Source organism: Diaphorobacter sp. JS3050, assembly GCF_013154915.1.
Classification (GTDB): Bacteria; Pseudomonadota; Gammaproteobacteria; order Burkholderiales; family Burkholderiaceae_C; genus Diaphorobacter; species Diaphorobacter nitroreducens.
The window spans coordinates 3,836,457-3,851,873 of the sequence record NZ_CP053553.1; the positions used below are offsets into that span (position 1 = coordinate 3,836,457).

12 protein-coding genes are annotated in these 15,417 nt (G+C 69.4%); 9 read left to right on the top strand and 3 right to left on the bottom strand.

All coding sequences use genetic code 11. The features are described 5' to 3' along the window. Positions 1 to 18 precede the first annotated feature (18 nt). From glnE to HND92_RS18260, 6 genes are all read left to right on the top strand, one after another. Positions 19 to 2,757, top strand: a complete 2,739-nt coding sequence (glnE, locus tag HND92_RS18235; RefSeq protein WP_172208929.1) for a bifunctional [glutamate--ammonia ligase]-adenylyl-L-tyrosine phosphorylase/[glutamate--ammonia-ligase] adenylyltransferase — start codon at positions 19 to 21, stop codon at positions 2,755 to 2,757. A 237-nt stretch (positions 2,758 to 2,994) separates the two neighbouring features. Further along, positions 2,995 to 3,681, top strand: coding sequence for a CerR family C-terminal domain-containing protein (locus tag HND92_RS18240; protein WP_172208931.1), 687 nt, complete (start codon positions 2,995 to 2,997; stop codon positions 3,679 to 3,681). Continuing rightward, positions 3,678 to 5,132 (top strand): efflux transporter outer membrane subunit, encoded by a 1,455-nt coding sequence (locus HND92_RS18245; RefSeq protein ID WP_088888086.1) that lies wholly within the window; start codon positions 3,678 to 3,680, stop codon positions 5,130 to 5,132. The genes HND92_RS18240 and HND92_RS18245 overlap by 4 nt, the downstream gene beginning before the upstream one ends. A 16-nt stretch (positions 5,133 to 5,148) precedes the next feature. Next, complete coding sequence (locus tag HND92_RS18250) at positions 5,149 to 6,321, top strand: efflux RND transporter periplasmic adaptor subunit (protein ID WP_172208933.1); 1,173 nt, start codon at positions 5,149 to 5,151, stop codon at positions 6,319 to 6,321. 9 nt (positions 6,322 to 6,330) lie between these two features. Beyond that, positions 6,331 to 9,426, top strand: coding sequence for an efflux RND transporter permease subunit (locus HND92_RS18255; protein WP_015914591.1), 3,096 nt, complete (start codon positions 6,331 to 6,333; stop codon positions 9,424 to 9,426). Positions 9,427 to 9,639: 213 nt separating this feature from the next. After that, the gene (locus HND92_RS18260) at positions 9,640 to 10,227 is read left to right on the top strand and encodes a glutathione peroxidase (protein ID WP_253940070.1); all 588 of its coding nucleotides are present in this window, start codon (positions 9,640 to 9,642) and stop codon (positions 10,225 to 10,227) included. Positions 10,228 to 10,519: 292 nt separating this feature from the next. On the opposite strand, the gene HND92_RS18265 is transcribed toward HND92_RS18260, so the two are convergent. Continuing rightward, positions 10,520 to 11,134, bottom strand: coding sequence for a glutathione S-transferase family protein (locus HND92_RS18265; RefSeq protein WP_011807108.1), 615 nt, complete (start codon positions 11,132 to 11,134; stop codon positions 10,520 to 10,522). Positions 11,135 to 11,252: 118 nt separating this feature from the next. Here HND92_RS18265 and purB point away from each other — a divergent pair, with 118 nt between their 5' ends. Together purB and HND92_RS18275 are read left to right on the top strand one after the other, a co-directional pair. After that, the gene (gene purB / locus HND92_RS18270) at positions 11,253 to 12,632 is read left to right on the top strand and encodes an adenylosuccinate lyase (RefSeq protein WP_011807109.1); all 1,380 of its coding nucleotides are present in this window, start codon (positions 11,253 to 11,255) and stop codon (positions 12,630 to 12,632) included. 76 nt (positions 12,633 to 12,708) lie between these two features. Beyond that, positions 12,709 to 13,269 (top strand): YaeQ family protein, encoded by a 561-nt coding sequence (locus tag HND92_RS18275; RefSeq protein ID WP_011807110.1) that lies wholly within the window; start codon positions 12,709 to 12,711, stop codon positions 13,267 to 13,269. Positions 13,270 to 13,342: 73 nt separating this feature from the next. Here HND92_RS18275 and HND92_RS18280 read toward each other — a convergent pair whose 3' ends face one another. Together HND92_RS18280 and HND92_RS18285 are read right to left on the bottom strand one after the other, a co-directional pair. Then, positions 13,343 to 13,648 carry a putative signal transducing protein gene (locus tag HND92_RS18280; protein ID WP_011807111.1) on the bottom strand — a complete coding sequence of 102 codons (306 nt, stop codon included), beginning with the start codon at positions 13,646 to 13,648 and terminating at the stop codon, positions 13,343 to 13,345. A gap of 40 nt (positions 13,649 to 13,688) precedes the next feature. Then, positions 13,689 to 14,132, bottom strand: a complete 444-nt coding sequence (locus HND92_RS18285; protein WP_015914594.1) for a DUF3717 domain-containing protein — start codon at positions 14,130 to 14,132, stop codon at positions 13,689 to 13,691. 522 nt (positions 14,133 to 14,654) lie between these two features. On the opposite strand from HND92_RS18285, the gene HND92_RS18290 reads away from it, so the two are divergent. Further along, complete coding sequence (locus HND92_RS18290; protein WP_172208935.1) at positions 14,655 to 15,386, top strand: TerC family protein; 732 nt, start codon at positions 14,655 to 14,657, stop codon at positions 15,384 to 15,386. The last annotated feature ends 31 nt before the right edge of the window (positions 15,387 to 15,417 follow it).

A 15,417-nucleotide genomic window follows, 5' to 3' on the forward strand; every position in this document is an offset into this window, starting at 1 on the left:
CACCGAGCAGCCCTTGCCATGCAGATGCCTTCGACTGATCCCGTGACCGCCGGCAGCCCGCCGTCGGAATACTCGCGCTTTCACCAGCGCCTGCACCGCCGCTACCAGGCCGAGCTGGCGCTGCTGCCCCCGGGCGTGCCCACCCGCGAGACCATGGCCCAGGCCTGCGACGCCCTGCTGGCGCGCGGCCACGACCTGGGCGCGGCGCTGCGCATCCTGCGCCAACTGGTGATGGAGCGGCTGATCACGCTGGACTGCGACCAGGCCGCACCGCTGTCCGACATCACCCTGGCCGTGACCCGGCTGGCAGAGTTGGCACTGGACCGCGCCTGCCGGCACGCCCGCGCCGAGCTGGACGCGCGCCACGGCGCGCCGCTGGGGCCCCAGGGCCAGCCCGTGCAGCTGTGGATCGTGGGCATGGGCAAGCTCGGCGCGCGCGAGCTGAACGTCTCCAGCGACATCGACCTGATCTACGTCTACGAACACGAGGGCGAAACCGCCGGCCAGCCCGACGGGCGCGGCAAGCTCTCCAACCACGAATACTTCGCCCGCGCGGTCAAGGCCATCTACAGCCTGCTGGGCGACACCACCGAGCACGGATTCGTGTTCCGCGTGGACCTGGCCCTGCGCCCGCACGGCAACTCGGGGCCACCAGCCGTGTCGCTGGCGTCGCTGGAGGAATACCTGCTGGTGCATGGCCGCGAATGGGAACGCTTTGCCTGGCTCAAGAGCCGCGTGGTGGCGCCGCTGGACTGCCTGGGCATGCCGAACGTGCAGGCGCTGCGCGGCGTGGTGCTGCCCTTCGTCTTCCGCCGCTACCTGGACTACAGCGTGTTCGATGCACTGCGTTCGCTGCACCGCCAGATCCGCGACCATGCCGCCAAGCGCAGCGCCGGCCACCCCGAGCGCGCCAATGACGTGAAGCTCTCGCGCGGCGGCATCCGCGAGATCGAGTTCACCGTGCAACTGCTGCAGGTGGTGCGCGGCGGCCAGTTCCCCGAACTGCGCTGCCGTCCCACGCTGGAGGCCCTGGAACGCCTGGCCCGCGCCGGCCTCATGCCGCAGGAGACGGCCGAGCAGCTGGCGGCCGCCTATACCTTCCTGCGCCGCGTGGAGCACCGCATCCAGTACCTGGACGACCAGCAGACCCATGTGCTGCCCACGCGCGACGATGATCTGGCCTGGATCGCACGCACCCTGGGCCTGAACTGCTGCGACTTCCTGCGCGCGCTGGACACGCACCGCGAACTGGTGGCCCAGGAGTTCGACATCCTGCTCGGCGGCACGGGCCACAAGCAATGCAGCAATGGCGGATGCGGCGGCCCGCGCGCCGCAGCGGCTGCGTCGCCCGCCCCCGACCTGGAGGCGCTGCTGGAGCAACTGCCCGCCAAGGTGCGCGAGCGCGTGGCCGAGTGGCGCACCCATCCGCGCGTGCAGGGCCTGCGCGATGAGGCGCGCGCACGGCTGTTTCGCATCGTGCAACGCACCGGGCGCTGGCTGGCCGAGGGCCAGGTCAACGAGGACGCCGCGGTGCGCCTGGTGGGCTGGCTGGAGCCACTGCTGCGCCGCGAGAGCTACCTGGCGCTGCTGCTGGAGCGCCCCTCGGTGCACGAGCATCTGCTGCACCTGCTGGGCGCCGCCAGGTGGCCCGCGCGCTACATGCTGCAGCACCCCGGAGTGATCGACGAGCTGGCGGGCGACGCCCTGCTGTCCGAGCGCTTCGTGCCCGCCGACTTCGAACGCGAACTGGGGCTGCGCCTGGCCGCGCTGCAGTCCACGGGTGAGGACGACGACGAGAACCTGCTCGACCTGCTGCGCCGTGCCCACCATGCCGAGACCTTCCGCACGCTGGCGCGCGACGTGGAGCGGCGCATCACCGTGGAGCAGGTTGCGGACGACCTGTCCGCGCTGGCCGACAGCGTGCTGCGCATCACGGCCGAGTGGTGCTGGGGCCGGCTGCGCAACCGCCACCGTGAGCAGCCGCAGTTCGCCATCATTGGCTACGGCAAGCTGGGGGGCAAGGAACTGGGCTACGGCAGCGACCTGGACATCGTCTTCGTGTTCGACGACGACGACGAGCGTGCCCCCGAGGTCTACGCCGCCTTCGCGCGCAAGCTCATCAACTGGCTCACCGTGAAGACCGGCGAGGGCGACCTGTTCGAGATCGACACCGCGCTGCGGCCCAACGGCAATTCGGGCCTGCTGGTCACCAGCTTCAAGGCCTATGCCGACTACCAGCAGCAGCGCGGCAGCAACACCGCCTGGACCTGGGAACACCAGGCCATGACGCGCGCGCGCTTCGTGCTGGGCAACGAAGACCTGCACGCACGCTTCGACGCCGTGCGCCAGGCCGTGATCACCGCGCCGCGGGATGCCGCCGCGCTGCGCAGCGAGATCGTCGCCATGCGCGAGCGCGTGCGCAGCGCCCACCCGGCGCCTGCGGACCAGTTCGACGTGAAGCACAGCCCCGGCGGCATGGTGGATGCCGAGTTCGCCGTGCAGTACCTGGTGCTGGCGCACTCCGCGGCGCACCCCGAGCTGCAGGGCAACGTGGGCAACATCGCGCTGCTGCAGCGCGCCGAGGCCGCCGGCCTGTTGCCTGCGGGCGTGGGCCGCGCCGCCGCCGACGCCTACCGCACGCTGCGCCACGTGCAGCACCGCGCGCGGCTCAACGAAGAGCCCACCCGCGTGCCGCCCGAGACGTTGGCCGCCGAGCAAGGCGCCGTGCGCGCGCTGTGGCGCGCCGTGTTCGGCTGAGTCGGCTACGGCATTTAGCTATATTTTTCATAGCTATTAGCGCTTACCCATAAAGCGCAAGGGGCACTTTTGATACATGGAATTTCCATTCGTGCGCAGATGTAGCGCCCCGTAAAAATCAAACAAACGTTTGATTCATCGCGGTCTAATGCGCCGCGATGACGAGGCCCGCCCCCTCTCGCCCCCCGCCCCGGCGCCCCCGGCGACAGCCCGCCGCCGGCGCGCACCCGGCTGCTGATGGCGGCGCTCAAACTGTTTTCCGAACAGGGCTACGCCAAGACCTCGATCCGCGCGATCGCCGCCGAGGCCCAGGTCAACGTGGCCTCGGTGAGCTACTACTTCGGCGACAAGGCCGCGCTGTACGCGGCGCTGTTTTCCGCGCCCTTCGGCTCGCTGCAATCGCTGGTGCCCGACTTCATGCGCCCCGGCCTGTCCCTGCGCGCCGCGCTGCACTGCTTCTACCAGGGCGCGCTGGGGCCGCTGCACGACGGCGAGATGGCACGCCAGGTGGTGCGGCTGCACATCCGTGAAATGCTGGAGCCCACGGCGCAGTGGCAGATCGAGCTGGAAAAAGACGTGCGCGCACCCAACGAGGCCATGGCCGCGCTGCTGTGCCGGCACCTGGGGCTGCCGCAGGCCGACGACGACCTGCACCGCCTCACGCTCACCGTCACCGGACTGGCCTTTCAGCTGTGGAGCCACCAGGAAGTGGTGTGCGCCATGCAGCCACAGCTGCTCGCATCCCCGGCGGCCGTGGACCAGTGGGCGGAACGCCTGGCCGACTACGCCATGGCCATGGTGGCCACCGAGCGGCGCCGGCGTACGCGCGCTCAGCCTGCCGCCCCTTCGGCCCCGACCTCGCCCTCCCCTTCGACCTCTTCCACCCCCCGCCGGCGCACCGCCCGCAGGTCTACCGCACCATGAAGCGCCCCGTCCTCCAGCGCCTTGCGCTTTCCACCCTGCCCCTGGCACTGGCCGCCTGCGCCGTGCAACGCCCGCCCGCGGCCGTGCAGGCACCCGCACCCGCCGCCTGGCACGCACCGCTGCCCCACCAAGGCAGCGTGGCCGATCTGGCCGACTGGTGGCAGCGCCACAGCGACCCGCTGCTGGGCGCGCTGATCGTGGACGCACAGGCCCTCAGTCCCACGGTGGCCGAGGCCGGCGCCCGTCTGGCACAGGCCCGCGCGCAGCAGACGGCCGCACGCGCGGCGCTGCTGCCCAGCCTGGACGCGCAGGCCAGCGCCAGCCGCGGCTTCAACGAGCAGGTGCGCGGCGTGGCCACCACCGCGCAGGCGGGGCTGCAGGCCGGCTGGGAGATCGACCTGTTCGGCCGCAACGCCGCCGTGGCGGACGCCGCGCGCGAGCGCCTGGCCGGTGCGCAGGCGCAGTGGCACGAGGCCCGCGTTTCCGTGGCGGCCGAGACGGCTCTGCAGTACAGCAATTGGCACCACTGCGCGCGCCAGTTGCAAGTGGCGCAGGCGGATGCGCGCTCGCGCGGCGAAACGGCCCGCCTCACGCGCGAGAGCGAACGCGCCGGCTTCACCGCCCCCGCCACTGCCGCGCTGGCCACGGCCAGCCAGGCCGACAGCGCGGTGCGCGCCGAGCAGCAGCGCCTGCAGTGCGAGGTGATCGTCAAGACACTGGTGGCCCTCACCGGGCGCGACGAGCCCCTGCTGCGCACGCAGCTGGCTGCCGCGCCGCCGCTGCACCCGCCCGAGCAGCTGTTCAGCATCGACGGCCTGCCCGCGCAGACGCTGGCGCAGCGGCCCGACGTGTACGCCGCCGAGCGCGAGGTGGCGGCCGCCAGTGCCGAGGTGGGCGACGCCCAGGCGCAGCGCTACCCGCGCCTCACGCTCAGCGGCACCATTGGCCGCGGGTTGGTGCGCACCGCGGGGGTGCAAGCCACCAGCAACACCTGGTCCATCGGCCCGCTGGCCGTCACGCTGCCGCTGTTCGACGGCGGTCGCCGCGCCGCGCAGGTGGATGCCGCCCGTGCGCGCTACGACAGCGCCGCGCAGGCCTACCGCGCACAGGTACGCCAGGCCGTGAGCGAGGTGGAGCAGGCCCTGGCGCGCCTGGACAGCACCGCGCGCCGCAGCACCGACGCCCGGCGCGCCGCCGAGGACTACCGCCGCTCCTTCACCGCCACGCAGGAGCGCTGGCGCGCCGGCCTGGCGAGCCTGGTGGAACTGGAGGATGCCCGCCGCACCGCCCTCGCCTCGGACACCGCCGTGGTCGCGCTGGAGCAAGAGCGCATGGCCGCCTGGGTGGCGCTGTACCGCGCGGCCGGCGGCGGCTGGACGCCCGAGGCCGACGCGCCGGCGGCCCAGACTTCCACGCAGGCGGCCACCACCCCCCCTTCTTCTTCGCACTAATTCCTTTTCGACCGCCATGCCGCGCCTGACACCGACCCGCACCCTGATCGCCCTGGCTTTGCTGGGGCTTGCCGCGACCACCGCCGTCCTGCTGGGCAGCGGCCCCACCCATGCCGAGGACTCCGCACAGGCCGAGGGGCCGCGTCCCGCCCTCACCGTGGCCACCACCCAGCCGCAGCGCGGCAACGTGACCCAGCGCCTGTCGGCCAACGGCAACGTGGCCGCGTGGCAGGAGGCCAGCATTGGCGCCGAGGTGAGCGGCCTGCGGCTGACCGACGTGCGCGTGAACGTGGGCGACACGGTGCGCGCCGGCCAGGTGCTGGCCACCTTCGCGCCCGAGACCATCGAGGCCGACGTGGCCCAGGCCCGCGCCAGCCTGCTGGAGGCCCGCGCCGCCCAGGCCGAGGCGCAGGCCAACGCCGACCGCGCCAACACCCTGAGCGCCTCGGGTGCACTGAGCCAGCAGCAGATCCAGCAATACGCCACCGGCGCGCAGACCGCACAGGCCCGCGTGGCGGCGGCACAGGCGGCGCTCAACGCCCAGCAGCTGCGCCTGAAACACACCCAGGTATTGGCGCCCGACAGTGGCGTGATCTCCGCGCGCACGGCCACCGTGGGCGCGGTGGTGGGTGCGGGCACCGAGCTGTTTCGCATGGTGCGCAAGGGCCGGCTGGAGTGGCGCGCGGAGGTCACATCCAGCGAGCTGCCCCGCATCCGTCCCGGTGCCAAGGCGGTGGTGACGGCCGCCAGCGGCGCGCAGGTGGAAGGCACGGTGCGCATGCTGGCCCCGACGGTGGACCCGCAGACGCGCAATGCGCTGGTGTACGTGGACCTGCCGGCGCACCCCGAGATAAGGGCGGGCATGTTCGCGCGCGGCGAGTTCCTGCTGGGCGAGCGCGACGCGCTGCTGGTGCCCCTGTCGGCCGTGGTGGTGCGCGACGGCTTCTCGCATGTGTTCGAGGTAGGCACGGACTCGCGCGTGGCCATGCACCGCGTGCAGACCGGTGCGCGCAGCGGCGAGCGCGTGGCCATCACCTCGGGCCTGGCGCCCCAGGCGCGCATCGTGGCGCGCGGCGGCGCCTTCCTGAACGACGGCGACCTGGTGCGCGTGCAGGCTGCGCCGGCCGCAAATTCAGCACCAAAAGAGGCTGTAGCGCCCGCCCCTCAAGCGCAAGCAGCTAGCAAATAAGGAGCGACCATGAACCTCTCCGCCTGGTCGATCCGCAACCCCATCCCGGCGGCCATGCTGTTCGTGCTGCTCACGCTGGCCGGACTGCTGGCCTTCCGGTCCATGAAGGTGCAGAACTTTCCCGACATGGACCTGCCCGTGGTCATGGTCACGGCCTCCCTGCCCGGCGCGGCGCCGGGGCAGCTGGAGAGCGACGTGGCGCGCAAGATCGAGAACGCCATCGCCACCACCCAGGGGCTCAAGCACATCACCTCCACGCTGACCGACGGCACAGCCACCATCGCGGCCGAGTTCCAGCTCGAAAAACCCGTGCAGGAGGCGGTGGACGACGTGCGCTCGGCCGTCTCGCGCGTGCGCTCGGACTTGCCCGCGGACCTGCGCGACCCCATCATCACCAAGCTGGAACTGTCCAGCCAGCCCATCCTGGCATTCGCCATCGCCTCGAACCAGCTGGACGACGAGGCGCTGTCCTGGTTCGTGGACGACACCCTCACGCGCCGGCTGCTGGCCGTGCCCGGCGTGGGCGCGGTCAACCGCGTAGGCGGCGTGGCGCGCGAGGTGCGCGTGGCGCTGGACCCGCTCAAGCTGCAGGCGCTGGGCGCCACCGCGGCCGAAGTCTCGCGCCAGCTGCGCCAGGTGCAGGTGGAAAGCGCGGGCGGCCGCGCCGAGCTGGGCGGGGCCGAGCAGCCGCTGCGCACGCTGGCCACGGTGCAGACGGCGCAGGAGATCGCGGCGCTGGAGATCGCGCTGTCCGGCGGCCGCCATGTCCGCCTGGACCAGGTGGCCACCGTGACCGACACCGTGGCCGAGCCACGCACCGCCGCGCTGCTGGGCGACAAACCGGTCATCGGCTTCGAGGTCTCGCGCAGCCGCGGCGCCAGCGAGGTGGAGGTGGGCGCGGGCGTGCAGCGCGCGCTGGACCAGTTGATGGCCGAGCACCCGCACCTGCAGCTCACGCGCACGGTGGACTTCGTGGACATCGCGCAGGACGAGTACGACAGCTCGATGAAGCTGCTGTACGAGGGCGCCATCCTCGCGGTGGTGGTGGTGTGGCTGTTCCTGCGCGACTGGCGCGCCACCATCGTGTCCGCCGTGGCGCTGCCGCTGTCGGTGATACCGGCCTTCATCGGCATGCACCTGCTGGGCTTTTCCATCAACATCATCACGCTGCTGGCGCTGTCGCTGGTGGTGGGCATCCTGGTGGACGATGCCATCGTGGAGGTGGAGAACATCGTGCGCCACCTGCGCATGGGCAAGACGCCGTACCAGGCGGCCATGGAGGCCGCCGACGAGATCGGCCTGGCCGTGATCGCCACCACCTTCACGCTGATCGCCGTGTTCCTGCCCACCGCGTTCATGAGCGGCATTGCCGGGCGGTTCTTCAAGCAGTTCGGCTGGACGGCGGCGCTGGCGGTGTTCGCCTCGCTGGTCGTGGCGCGCCTGCTCACGCCGATGATGGCCGCCTACATCATGAAGCCCATGGTGGGCCACGAGAAGGAGCCGCGCTGGCTGGCCGCGTACATGCGTGCCTCGCACTGGTGCCTGAAGCACCGCGTCCTCACGCTGCTGGGCGCGCTGCTGTTCTTCGTGGGCTCGCTGGCACTGATCCCGCTGCTGCCCTCGGGTTTCATCCCGGCGGACGACAACGCCCAGACCCAGGTCACGCTGGAGCTGCCGCCCGGCGCCAAGCTGGCCGACACGCGCGCCGTGGTGGCCCTGGCCACCGAGCGCGCCATGGGCGTGGGCCATGTGGAGAGCATCTACACCACGATCGGCGGCGGCTCGGCCGGGGCCGACCCCTTCGCCGGCGCGGGCGCGGGCGACCCGCGCAAGGCCACGCTCACGCTGCGCATGACGCCGCGGGGCGAGCGCCCGCGCAAGCAGGAGATCGAGCAGCGCCTGCGCGCCGCCATGCAAGAGCTGCCCGGCGTGCGCGTGAAGGTGGGCCTGGGCGGCTCCAACGACAAGTACATCCTGGCGCTGGCCAGCGAAGACCCGCAGGCGCTTGCGGCCGCCGCCCGCGCGGTGGAGCGGGACATCCGCACCATCGCGGGCATTGGCGGGGTGAGTTCCACGGCCAGCCTGGTGCGCCCGGAGATCGCCGTGCGCCCCGACTTCGCCCGCGCCGCCGACCTGGGGGTCACCAGCAGCGCCATCGCCGAGACGCTGCGCGTGGCCACCGTGGGCGACTACGACCAGTACCTGCCCAAGCTCAACCTGGCGCAGCGGCAGGTACCCATCGTCGTGCGCCTGGAGGATGCTGCGCGCGAAGACCTGTCGGTGCTGGAGCGCCTCACGCTGCCCGGCGCGCACGGCCCGGTGCGCCTGGGCGAGGTGGCCGAGCTGTCGCTGGCCGGCGGCCCCGCGGTCATCAGCCGCTACGACCGCTCGCGCAACGTGAACTTCGAGATCGAGTTGGGCGAGCGCGGCCTGGGCGAGGTCACCGAGGCCGTACGCCAGCTGCCCGCCGTACGGGGCCTGCCTGCCAGCGTGCGCCTGATCGACGTGGGCGACGCCGAGATGATGGGCGAGCTGTTCGCCAGCTTCGGCCTGGCCATGCTCACCGGCGTGGTGTGCATCTATATCGTGCTGGTGCTGCTGTTCAAGGACTTCCTGCAGCCGGTCACCATCCTCGCGGCGCTGCCGCTGTCGCTGGGCGGGGCGTTCGTCGCGCTGCTGCTGGCCGGCAAGAGCTTCTCCATGCCGTCGCTCATCGGGCTCATCATGCTCATGGGCATCGCCACGAAGAACTCCATCCTGCTCGTGGAATACGCCATCGTGGCGCGGCGCCACGGCATGAGCCGCATGGACGCGCTGCTGGACGCCTGCCACAAGCGCGCGCGCCCCATCATCATGACCACGCTGGCCATGGGCGCCGGCATGATGCCCATTGCCCTGGCGCTGGGCGGCGCGGACATGAGCTTCCGCTCCCCCATGGCCGTGGCCGTGATCGGCGGCCTCATCACCTCCACGGTGCTCAGCCTGCTGGTGGTGCCGGCGGTGTTCACCTATGTGGACGACTTCGAGCAATGGCTGCGCCACCGGGTACTGCGTCGTCCCCATGCGCGCGAGGCGCAGGCAGGCGAGGCGCGGGCACCCAGCTAGGGTCTAGCGTGTTTTAGGGCTCCAGCGCTTTTACAGCAAGCGCTGGAAGCTATATTTTTAATAGCAATTACGCGACATCGAGGGCGGTCAGATCGCAACAAGGTGAAACCCATGCTTTCAGCATGGTCGATAGCCAAAAACTTTTTCGCCGCCTGCAGACATGGTGCAATGGCGGCGTGTACGGGCTTTTGCCATCTCCGCCATCCCTGCACCATGCCACGCCTGACCTTGCCGCTGCTCCTATGCGCCACGCTGCTGGGCCCCGCCGCCCAGGCGGCGGATGTTGCGGCGCCTCCGGCCGCAGATGCCCGGGCCTGCCCCGCCCTGCTGCAGCACACCGTGCCGCGCCTGCAGGACGAGGCGCCGCAGGCCTTGTGCCAATACGCCGGCAAGGTGCTGCTGGTGGTCAACACGGCCAGCTACTGCGGCTTCACCGGCCAATACCAAGGCCTGGAAGAGCTGTACGCGCGCTACCGCGACCAAGGGCTGGTGGTGCTGGGCTTTCCGTCGAACGACTTTGCACAAGAAACCGGCAGTAACACCGAGATCGCCCAGTTCTGCGAAAACACGTTTGGCGTGCGCTTCCCGATGTTTGCCAAGAGCCACGTGAAGGGCAGCGAAGCCCTGCCGCTGTACCGCCAGCTCGCCGCAGCGTCCGCGGGGCAGACGCCACGCTGGAACTTCCACAAGTACTTGGTCAGCCGTTTGGGCAAGGTGGTGGGAAGCTACGGAAGTTCGGTGGAACCCCACAGCAAAGCGCTGATCCAGGCCATCGAGCAGCAACTGGCGGCGCCGCGTTGAGGCTTGGTGAAATTTTTTTGAATTTTTTATGGGTGAGATCTGGAACTTTTTACCATCACCCCCACTCTAGGAGCTAACCGTGGCCGCGAATCCATCGCGGCGTGATCCGTTAACCGTTTTTAACGTTGCGAAGCCTTCCAGGCCCGGCCTGGCTGCAACCCTGGGGCGCTTCTCCTCCCTCCCTCTCTTCATTCGTTTCGGGGCGCTTCGCAACTTTTTTTATTCCGCAGCAAAAAGCGCGCACTTCCTCACGGAAGGCGCGCTTTTTCTTTAGGTCCAGTGGGTCGGCGGTTCAGCGCGGCTGGGTATCGATGAAACTCTGGCGCTGCATCAGCTTGTCCATCAGGCGGGCCAGGTTGGGGTGGTCCGTGCGCCAGGCGATGTCAGGAAAGCGGAACTCCAGCCACCCGAGCGCGCTGCCGACGGCAATGTCCGACAGCGTAAGGTGGATGCCGCTGCAATAAGGCTTGTCGCCCAGCCCCTTGCTCATGGACTGCAGGCTGGCGCGCGCCTTGGCGAGCTGCCGGTCGATCCACGCCTGGCTGCGCTCGCCGTCCTGACGGCCGGCCCAGGTGGCCTCCAGGCGCGCAAGGATGGCGGCGTCCAGCAGGCCGTCGGCCAGCGCCTCCCAGGTCTTGACCTCGGCGCGCTCGCGCCCCAGGGCGGGAATGAGCTTGCCCACGGGGGACAGCGTGTCCAGGTACTCCACGATCACGCGCGAATCGAACACCGCCTCACCGCCCTCCATGATCAGGCAGGGCACCTTGCCCAGCGGGTTGGACGCGCTGATGGCCGTGTCGTCGGCCCACACGTTCTCCTCGACGAACTGGTAATCCAGCTTTTTCTCGGCCAGCACCACGCGCACCTTGCGCACGTAGGGGCTCGTATTCGATCCGATCAGTTTCATGGTGGTGTGCAGCGCCTAGGGGGGATGGGGTTGGTCGGGTGAGCGCGATTCTAGGGGCGGGCGCGCCGGCCGGCCGCGGCCCTTCGGCATTCCAGGCGCCCACCTACAATGACGGCCCATGAGCCTGTCCACCATCACCGCCCTGTCGCCCCTTGACGGCCGCTACGCTGCCAAACTCTCCGCCCTGCGTCCCATCATGAGCGAGCACGGCTACATGCACCGCCGCGTGCAGGTGGAGGTGGCCTGGTTCATCGCGCTGTCGGACGCGGGATTTGCGGAGTTCAAGCCGCTGTCCACCGGCGCGCGCGCCTACCTGCTGGGCCTGGTGAAGAACTTCTCCGAGGCCGACGCGAGCGCCATCAAGGACATCGAGAAGACCACCAACCACGACGTGAAGGCGGTCGAATACTGGATCAAGTCCAAGTTCGAGGCCCGCCCCGAACTGGAGAAGGCTGCCGAGTTCGTGCACTTCGCCTGCACCAGCGAGGACATCAACAACACCAGCCATGCGCTGCAGATCCGCTCGGGCCGCGACCAGGTCATCCTGCCGGGCCTGGACCGCATCGTGCTCAAGCTGCGCGAGATGGCCCACCAGTTTGCCGACGTGCCCATGCTCAGCCGCACCCACGGCCAGACCGCCAGCCCCACCACGGTGGGCAAGGAGCTGGCCAACGTGGTCGTGCGCCTGCAGGCGGCCTGCGAGCGCATCGCGGCGGTGAAGATCCTGGGCAAGATGAACGGCGCCGTGGGCAACTACAACGCCCACCTGTCGGCCTGGCCCGACTTCGACTGGGAAGCCTTCAGCCGCAAGGTTGTGGAGACGCCCGAGCCGCTGGGCCTGGGCCTCACCTTCCAACCCTACAGCATCCAGATCGAGCCGCACGACTACATGGCCGAGCTGTTCGACGCCATCGCCCGCGCCAACACCATCCTGGTGGACCTCTCGCGCGACATCTGGGGCTACGTGAGCCTGGGCTACTTCAAGCAAAAGCTCAAGGCGGGCGAGATCGGCTCGTCCACCATGCCCCACAAAGTCAATCCCATCGACTTCGAGAACGCCGAGGGCAACCTGGGCCTGGCCAATGCGCTGCTCAGGCACCTGTCCGAAAAGCTGCCCATCAGCCGCTGGCAGCGCGACCTCACCGACAGCACTGTGCTGCGCAACATCGGCGTGGCGCTGGGCTACGCCGCGCTGGCCTATACCTCGCTGATGACCGGCCTGAACAAGCTGGAGCTGAACGAAGAAGCCCTGGCCGACGACCTCAACACCAGCTGGGAAGTGCTGGCCGAGCCCATCCAGACCGTGATGCGCCGCTACGGCGTGCAGGGCGCGTACGAGAAGCTCAAGGAAGTCACGCGCGGCAAGACCGTGACGGCCGAGGCCCTGCATGCGCTGATCAACGGCCTGGAGATCCCCCAAGCCGACAAGGACCGCCTGCTGGCCATGACGCCGGGCAGCTACACCGGCAAGGCGGCCGAGCTGGCGCGCCGCGTCTGATCCAGCCGGTTTGAGCCTTTTTGCCTGCCCGCGCTTGCCAGCCAAGCGCGGGCAGCTCTCATTTTGAAAGCATCCCATGGCCCTCAAGTCCACCATCTTCAAGGCGAACCTGCAAATCGCGGACATCGACCACGGCTACTACGCCGACCATGCACTCACCCTGGCGCGCCACCCCAGCGAGACCGACGAGCGCATGATGGTGCGGCTGGCCGCCTTGGCGCTGCAGGCCCATGAACTGCAGGACACCTGCCAGGGCGATGGCACGCTGGCGTTCGGCGCGGGCCTGTCCGATCCGGAGGACCCGGACGTATCGCTGACCGACTTCACGGGTCGCAAGCGGTTGTGGATCGAGGTCGGGCAGCCCGAGGACAAGCCGCTGACCAAGGCCTGCAGCAAATCCGATGCGGTCATCGTTTATTGTTTTCACCACGCAGCCGAGGTGTGGTGGAAGGGCATCGAGAACAAGCTCACGCGGCTGGACAAGCTGCAGGTCTGGCGCCTGCCCGCCGACGCCGCCCAGCAACTGGCGACACTGGCCGAGCGCAGCATGCAGCTGCAGGCAACGGTGCAGGAAGGCGGCCTCACGCTGAGCAGCACCCTGGGCAGCGTGCATGTGGAACCGCTGCGCTGGAAGTAACGTGGCGTTTTGAGCAAAAAACACCTCTAGCGCCCGACCAACAAGCGCCAGCAGCTCCTGAATAAATAGCAATCTACTGCGGCATCAAGGCGCCGCAATTCCAGCACTGCTCGAAGCCGCCCTCGATCGCCTCGCCGCACGCGTGGCAGCGCCACTGGCGCTGCGGCAGATGCTGGAACTCCCGCAACAGCGCACGGGCGCGTTCTGCATGTTCGGGGTACGTGAGCCAGATCTCGGGCAGGCACTCTCCTGGCGGCAGGTGGCCCGCCGCCGCGCCCAGATGCTGGCGCTGCACGCTGGCGGGCATGCCGGCCTCGCACAGCAGGTCGCGCCACAGCGTGGCCATGGCGATATCGGGGGCCTGGGTCAAACGCAGCATGCGGCCACCTTAGCCGGCGCGCGCCCCGCCGTAAAGCCGGTCAACCAGCGCCGGGAGCGCCGCCGGCGCAATCGGCGGGGCGCTCGGCCGCACGTTCGGCATAGCGCGTGAAGCGCAGCGCCGTGCCCTCGCGGGTGATGCGCCGCCACACGGCGCGCTTGTCCATCGGGCTCATCGCCAGCCAGTGCTGCACCTCGGCAAAGCTGCGCCCGCAGCCCTTGCACCATTCATCCCCCTGGCTGGTGGAGCAGATGGCGATGCACGGTGTGTCGGGTGTGGTCTCGTACCAGGCCAGCCACGCCGCCAGCGCCGCGGCGGGCATCTGCTGCGGCGCCACGTCCTCGGCCCGCGCAAACACCATGCGGCCATACACCTCGGCCAGCGCCTCGATTTCCGGCGCCAGCCCCACGCCATCGGGCGATGGGGCGCGGGCGCGCCAATGGTTGATGGCGGCTTCGATATCGGCGACGTGGATGCAGGACATGGCAGGTAGGGGCGCGCCGATGATACCGCCCGTCCCGGTGTGTTCCATGCGCATGGCGGCGGGGTCGCCAGGGCCATTCGCTATGTTTTAAATAGCATGACAGGCATATTCCGTCGCGCATCTGGCAACATTTTCTTCAAACCGCCTTGCGCAAAAAACGCCTGCCGCTTGCGCGCCGCCCTCGTGGCATGTTCCAATCGCAGGTTCGAAGGGGAGTAGCTCCTGACCTCCAAGTCCTGACGGCCATCGGCCCCGGGGTGCGGAGGCTCTCGGTCTGTCGTCAGTACGAAGCGCACCGCTTCCGGCAGCCCGGGCCCGGCATGCGCCACGCATCGCACGCGGCTGAGCAAGACCTTTGATGGCCCTGCGGGGCTGATCAAGGCCGTCCTTACCTCTTCGCGCGTCGCAACCCACGCGGGTGGACGAGTCCCTGGTCACCGTGCAGTGTCTCTCTTGCGGAGCCGCCCACCGCCACCTACAGTGGCTGCGGGCCTCCTTTCGGTTACTGATAACGAGGACTTTATGGAATTTCTGACTTCACCCGAGTTCTGGGTTGCACTGGGGCAGATCATCATCATCGACATCCTGCTCGGTGGTGACAACGCCGTGGTGATCGCCCTGGCCTGCCGCAAGCTGCCGCCCGCGCAGCGCACCAAGGGCATCATCTGGGGCACGGCGGGCGCCATCATCCTGCGCGTGGTCCTGATCGCCTTCGCGATGACGCTGCTGAACCTGCCCTTCCTGAAAGTGGTGGGCGCCATCCTGCTGGTGTGGATCGGCGTGAAGCTGCTGGCCCCCGACGAGGACGGCCACGGCAGCGTGGCCGAGAGCGACAAACTGCTGGCCGCCATCAAGACCATCATCGTCGCCGACCTGGTGATGAGCGTGGACAACGTGATCGCCATTGCCGGCGCCGCGCAGAACGCGGGCGACCACTCGCTGCTGCTGGTGGTGCTGGGCCTGCTGATCTCCATCCCGATCATCGTGTGGGGCAGCCAACTGGTCATCAAGCTCATGGAGCGCTTCCCGGTCATCATCACCGCCGGCGGCATGCTGCTGGGCTGGATCGCCGGCGGCATGCTGGTCTCCGACCCCGCGCTGGCCAACCCCGACAAGTGGCAGTGGATGCTCAAGCTGGAGCAGTCCGACACTCTGAAGTACGCCGCCAGCGTGGCCGGCGCCCTGCTGGTGCTGGTGGTCGGCAAGGCCATCGTCGCGCAGCGCGGCAAGACGGCCCCTGCACAGCACGGCTGAAACAGGCCTTCCTGCACACGCACCCATAGGC

What these genes read in the sequence shown, in the direction of transcription:
- HND92_RS18240 (WP_172208931.1), top strand. Translation starts at nt 2,995, where the DNA reads ATGGCGGCGCTCAAACTGTTTTCCGAACAGGGCTACGCCAAGACCTCG.
- purB (WP_011807109.1), top strand. Translation starts at nt 11,253, where the DNA reads ATGAGCCTGTCCACCATCACCGCCCTGTCGCCCCTTGACGGCCGCTAC.
- HND92_RS18290 (WP_172208935.1), top strand. Translation starts at nt 14,655, where the DNA reads ATGGAATTTCTGACTTCACCCGAGTTCTGGGTTGCACTGGGGCAGATC.
- HND92_RS18255 (WP_015914591.1), top strand. Translation starts at nt 6,331, where the DNA reads ATGAACCTCTCCGCCTGGTCGATCCGCAACCCCATCCCGGCGGCCATG.
- HND92_RS18285 (WP_015914594.1), bottom strand. Translation starts at nt 14,132, where the DNA reads ATGTCCTGCATCCACGTCGCCGATATCGAAGCCGCCATCAACCATTGG.
- HND92_RS18275 (WP_011807110.1), top strand. Translation starts at nt 12,709, where the DNA reads ATGGCCCTCAAGTCCACCATCTTCAAGGCGAACCTGCAAATCGCGGAC.
- HND92_RS18250 (WP_172208933.1), top strand. Translation starts at nt 5,149, where the DNA reads ATGCCGCGCCTGACACCGACCCGCACCCTGATCGCCCTGGCTTTGCTG.
- HND92_RS18265 (WP_011807108.1), bottom strand. Translation starts at nt 11,134, where the DNA reads ATGAAACTGATCGGATCGAATACGAGCCCCTACGTGCGCAAGGTGCGC.
- HND92_RS18280 (WP_011807111.1), bottom strand. Translation starts at nt 13,648, where the DNA reads ATGCTGCGTTTGACCCAGGCCCCCGATATCGCCATGGCCACGCTGTGG.
- glnE (WP_172208929.1), top strand. Translation starts at nt 19, where the DNA reads ATGCAGATGCCTTCGACTGATCCCGTGACCGCCGGCAGCCCGCCGTCG.
- HND92_RS18260 (WP_253940070.1), top strand. Translation starts at nt 9,640, where the DNA reads ATGCCACGCCTGACCTTGCCGCTGCTCCTATGCGCCACGCTGCTGGGC.
- HND92_RS18245 (WP_088888086.1), top strand. Translation starts at nt 3,678, where the DNA reads ATGAAGCGCCCCGTCCTCCAGCGCCTTGCGCTTTCCACCCTGCCCCTG.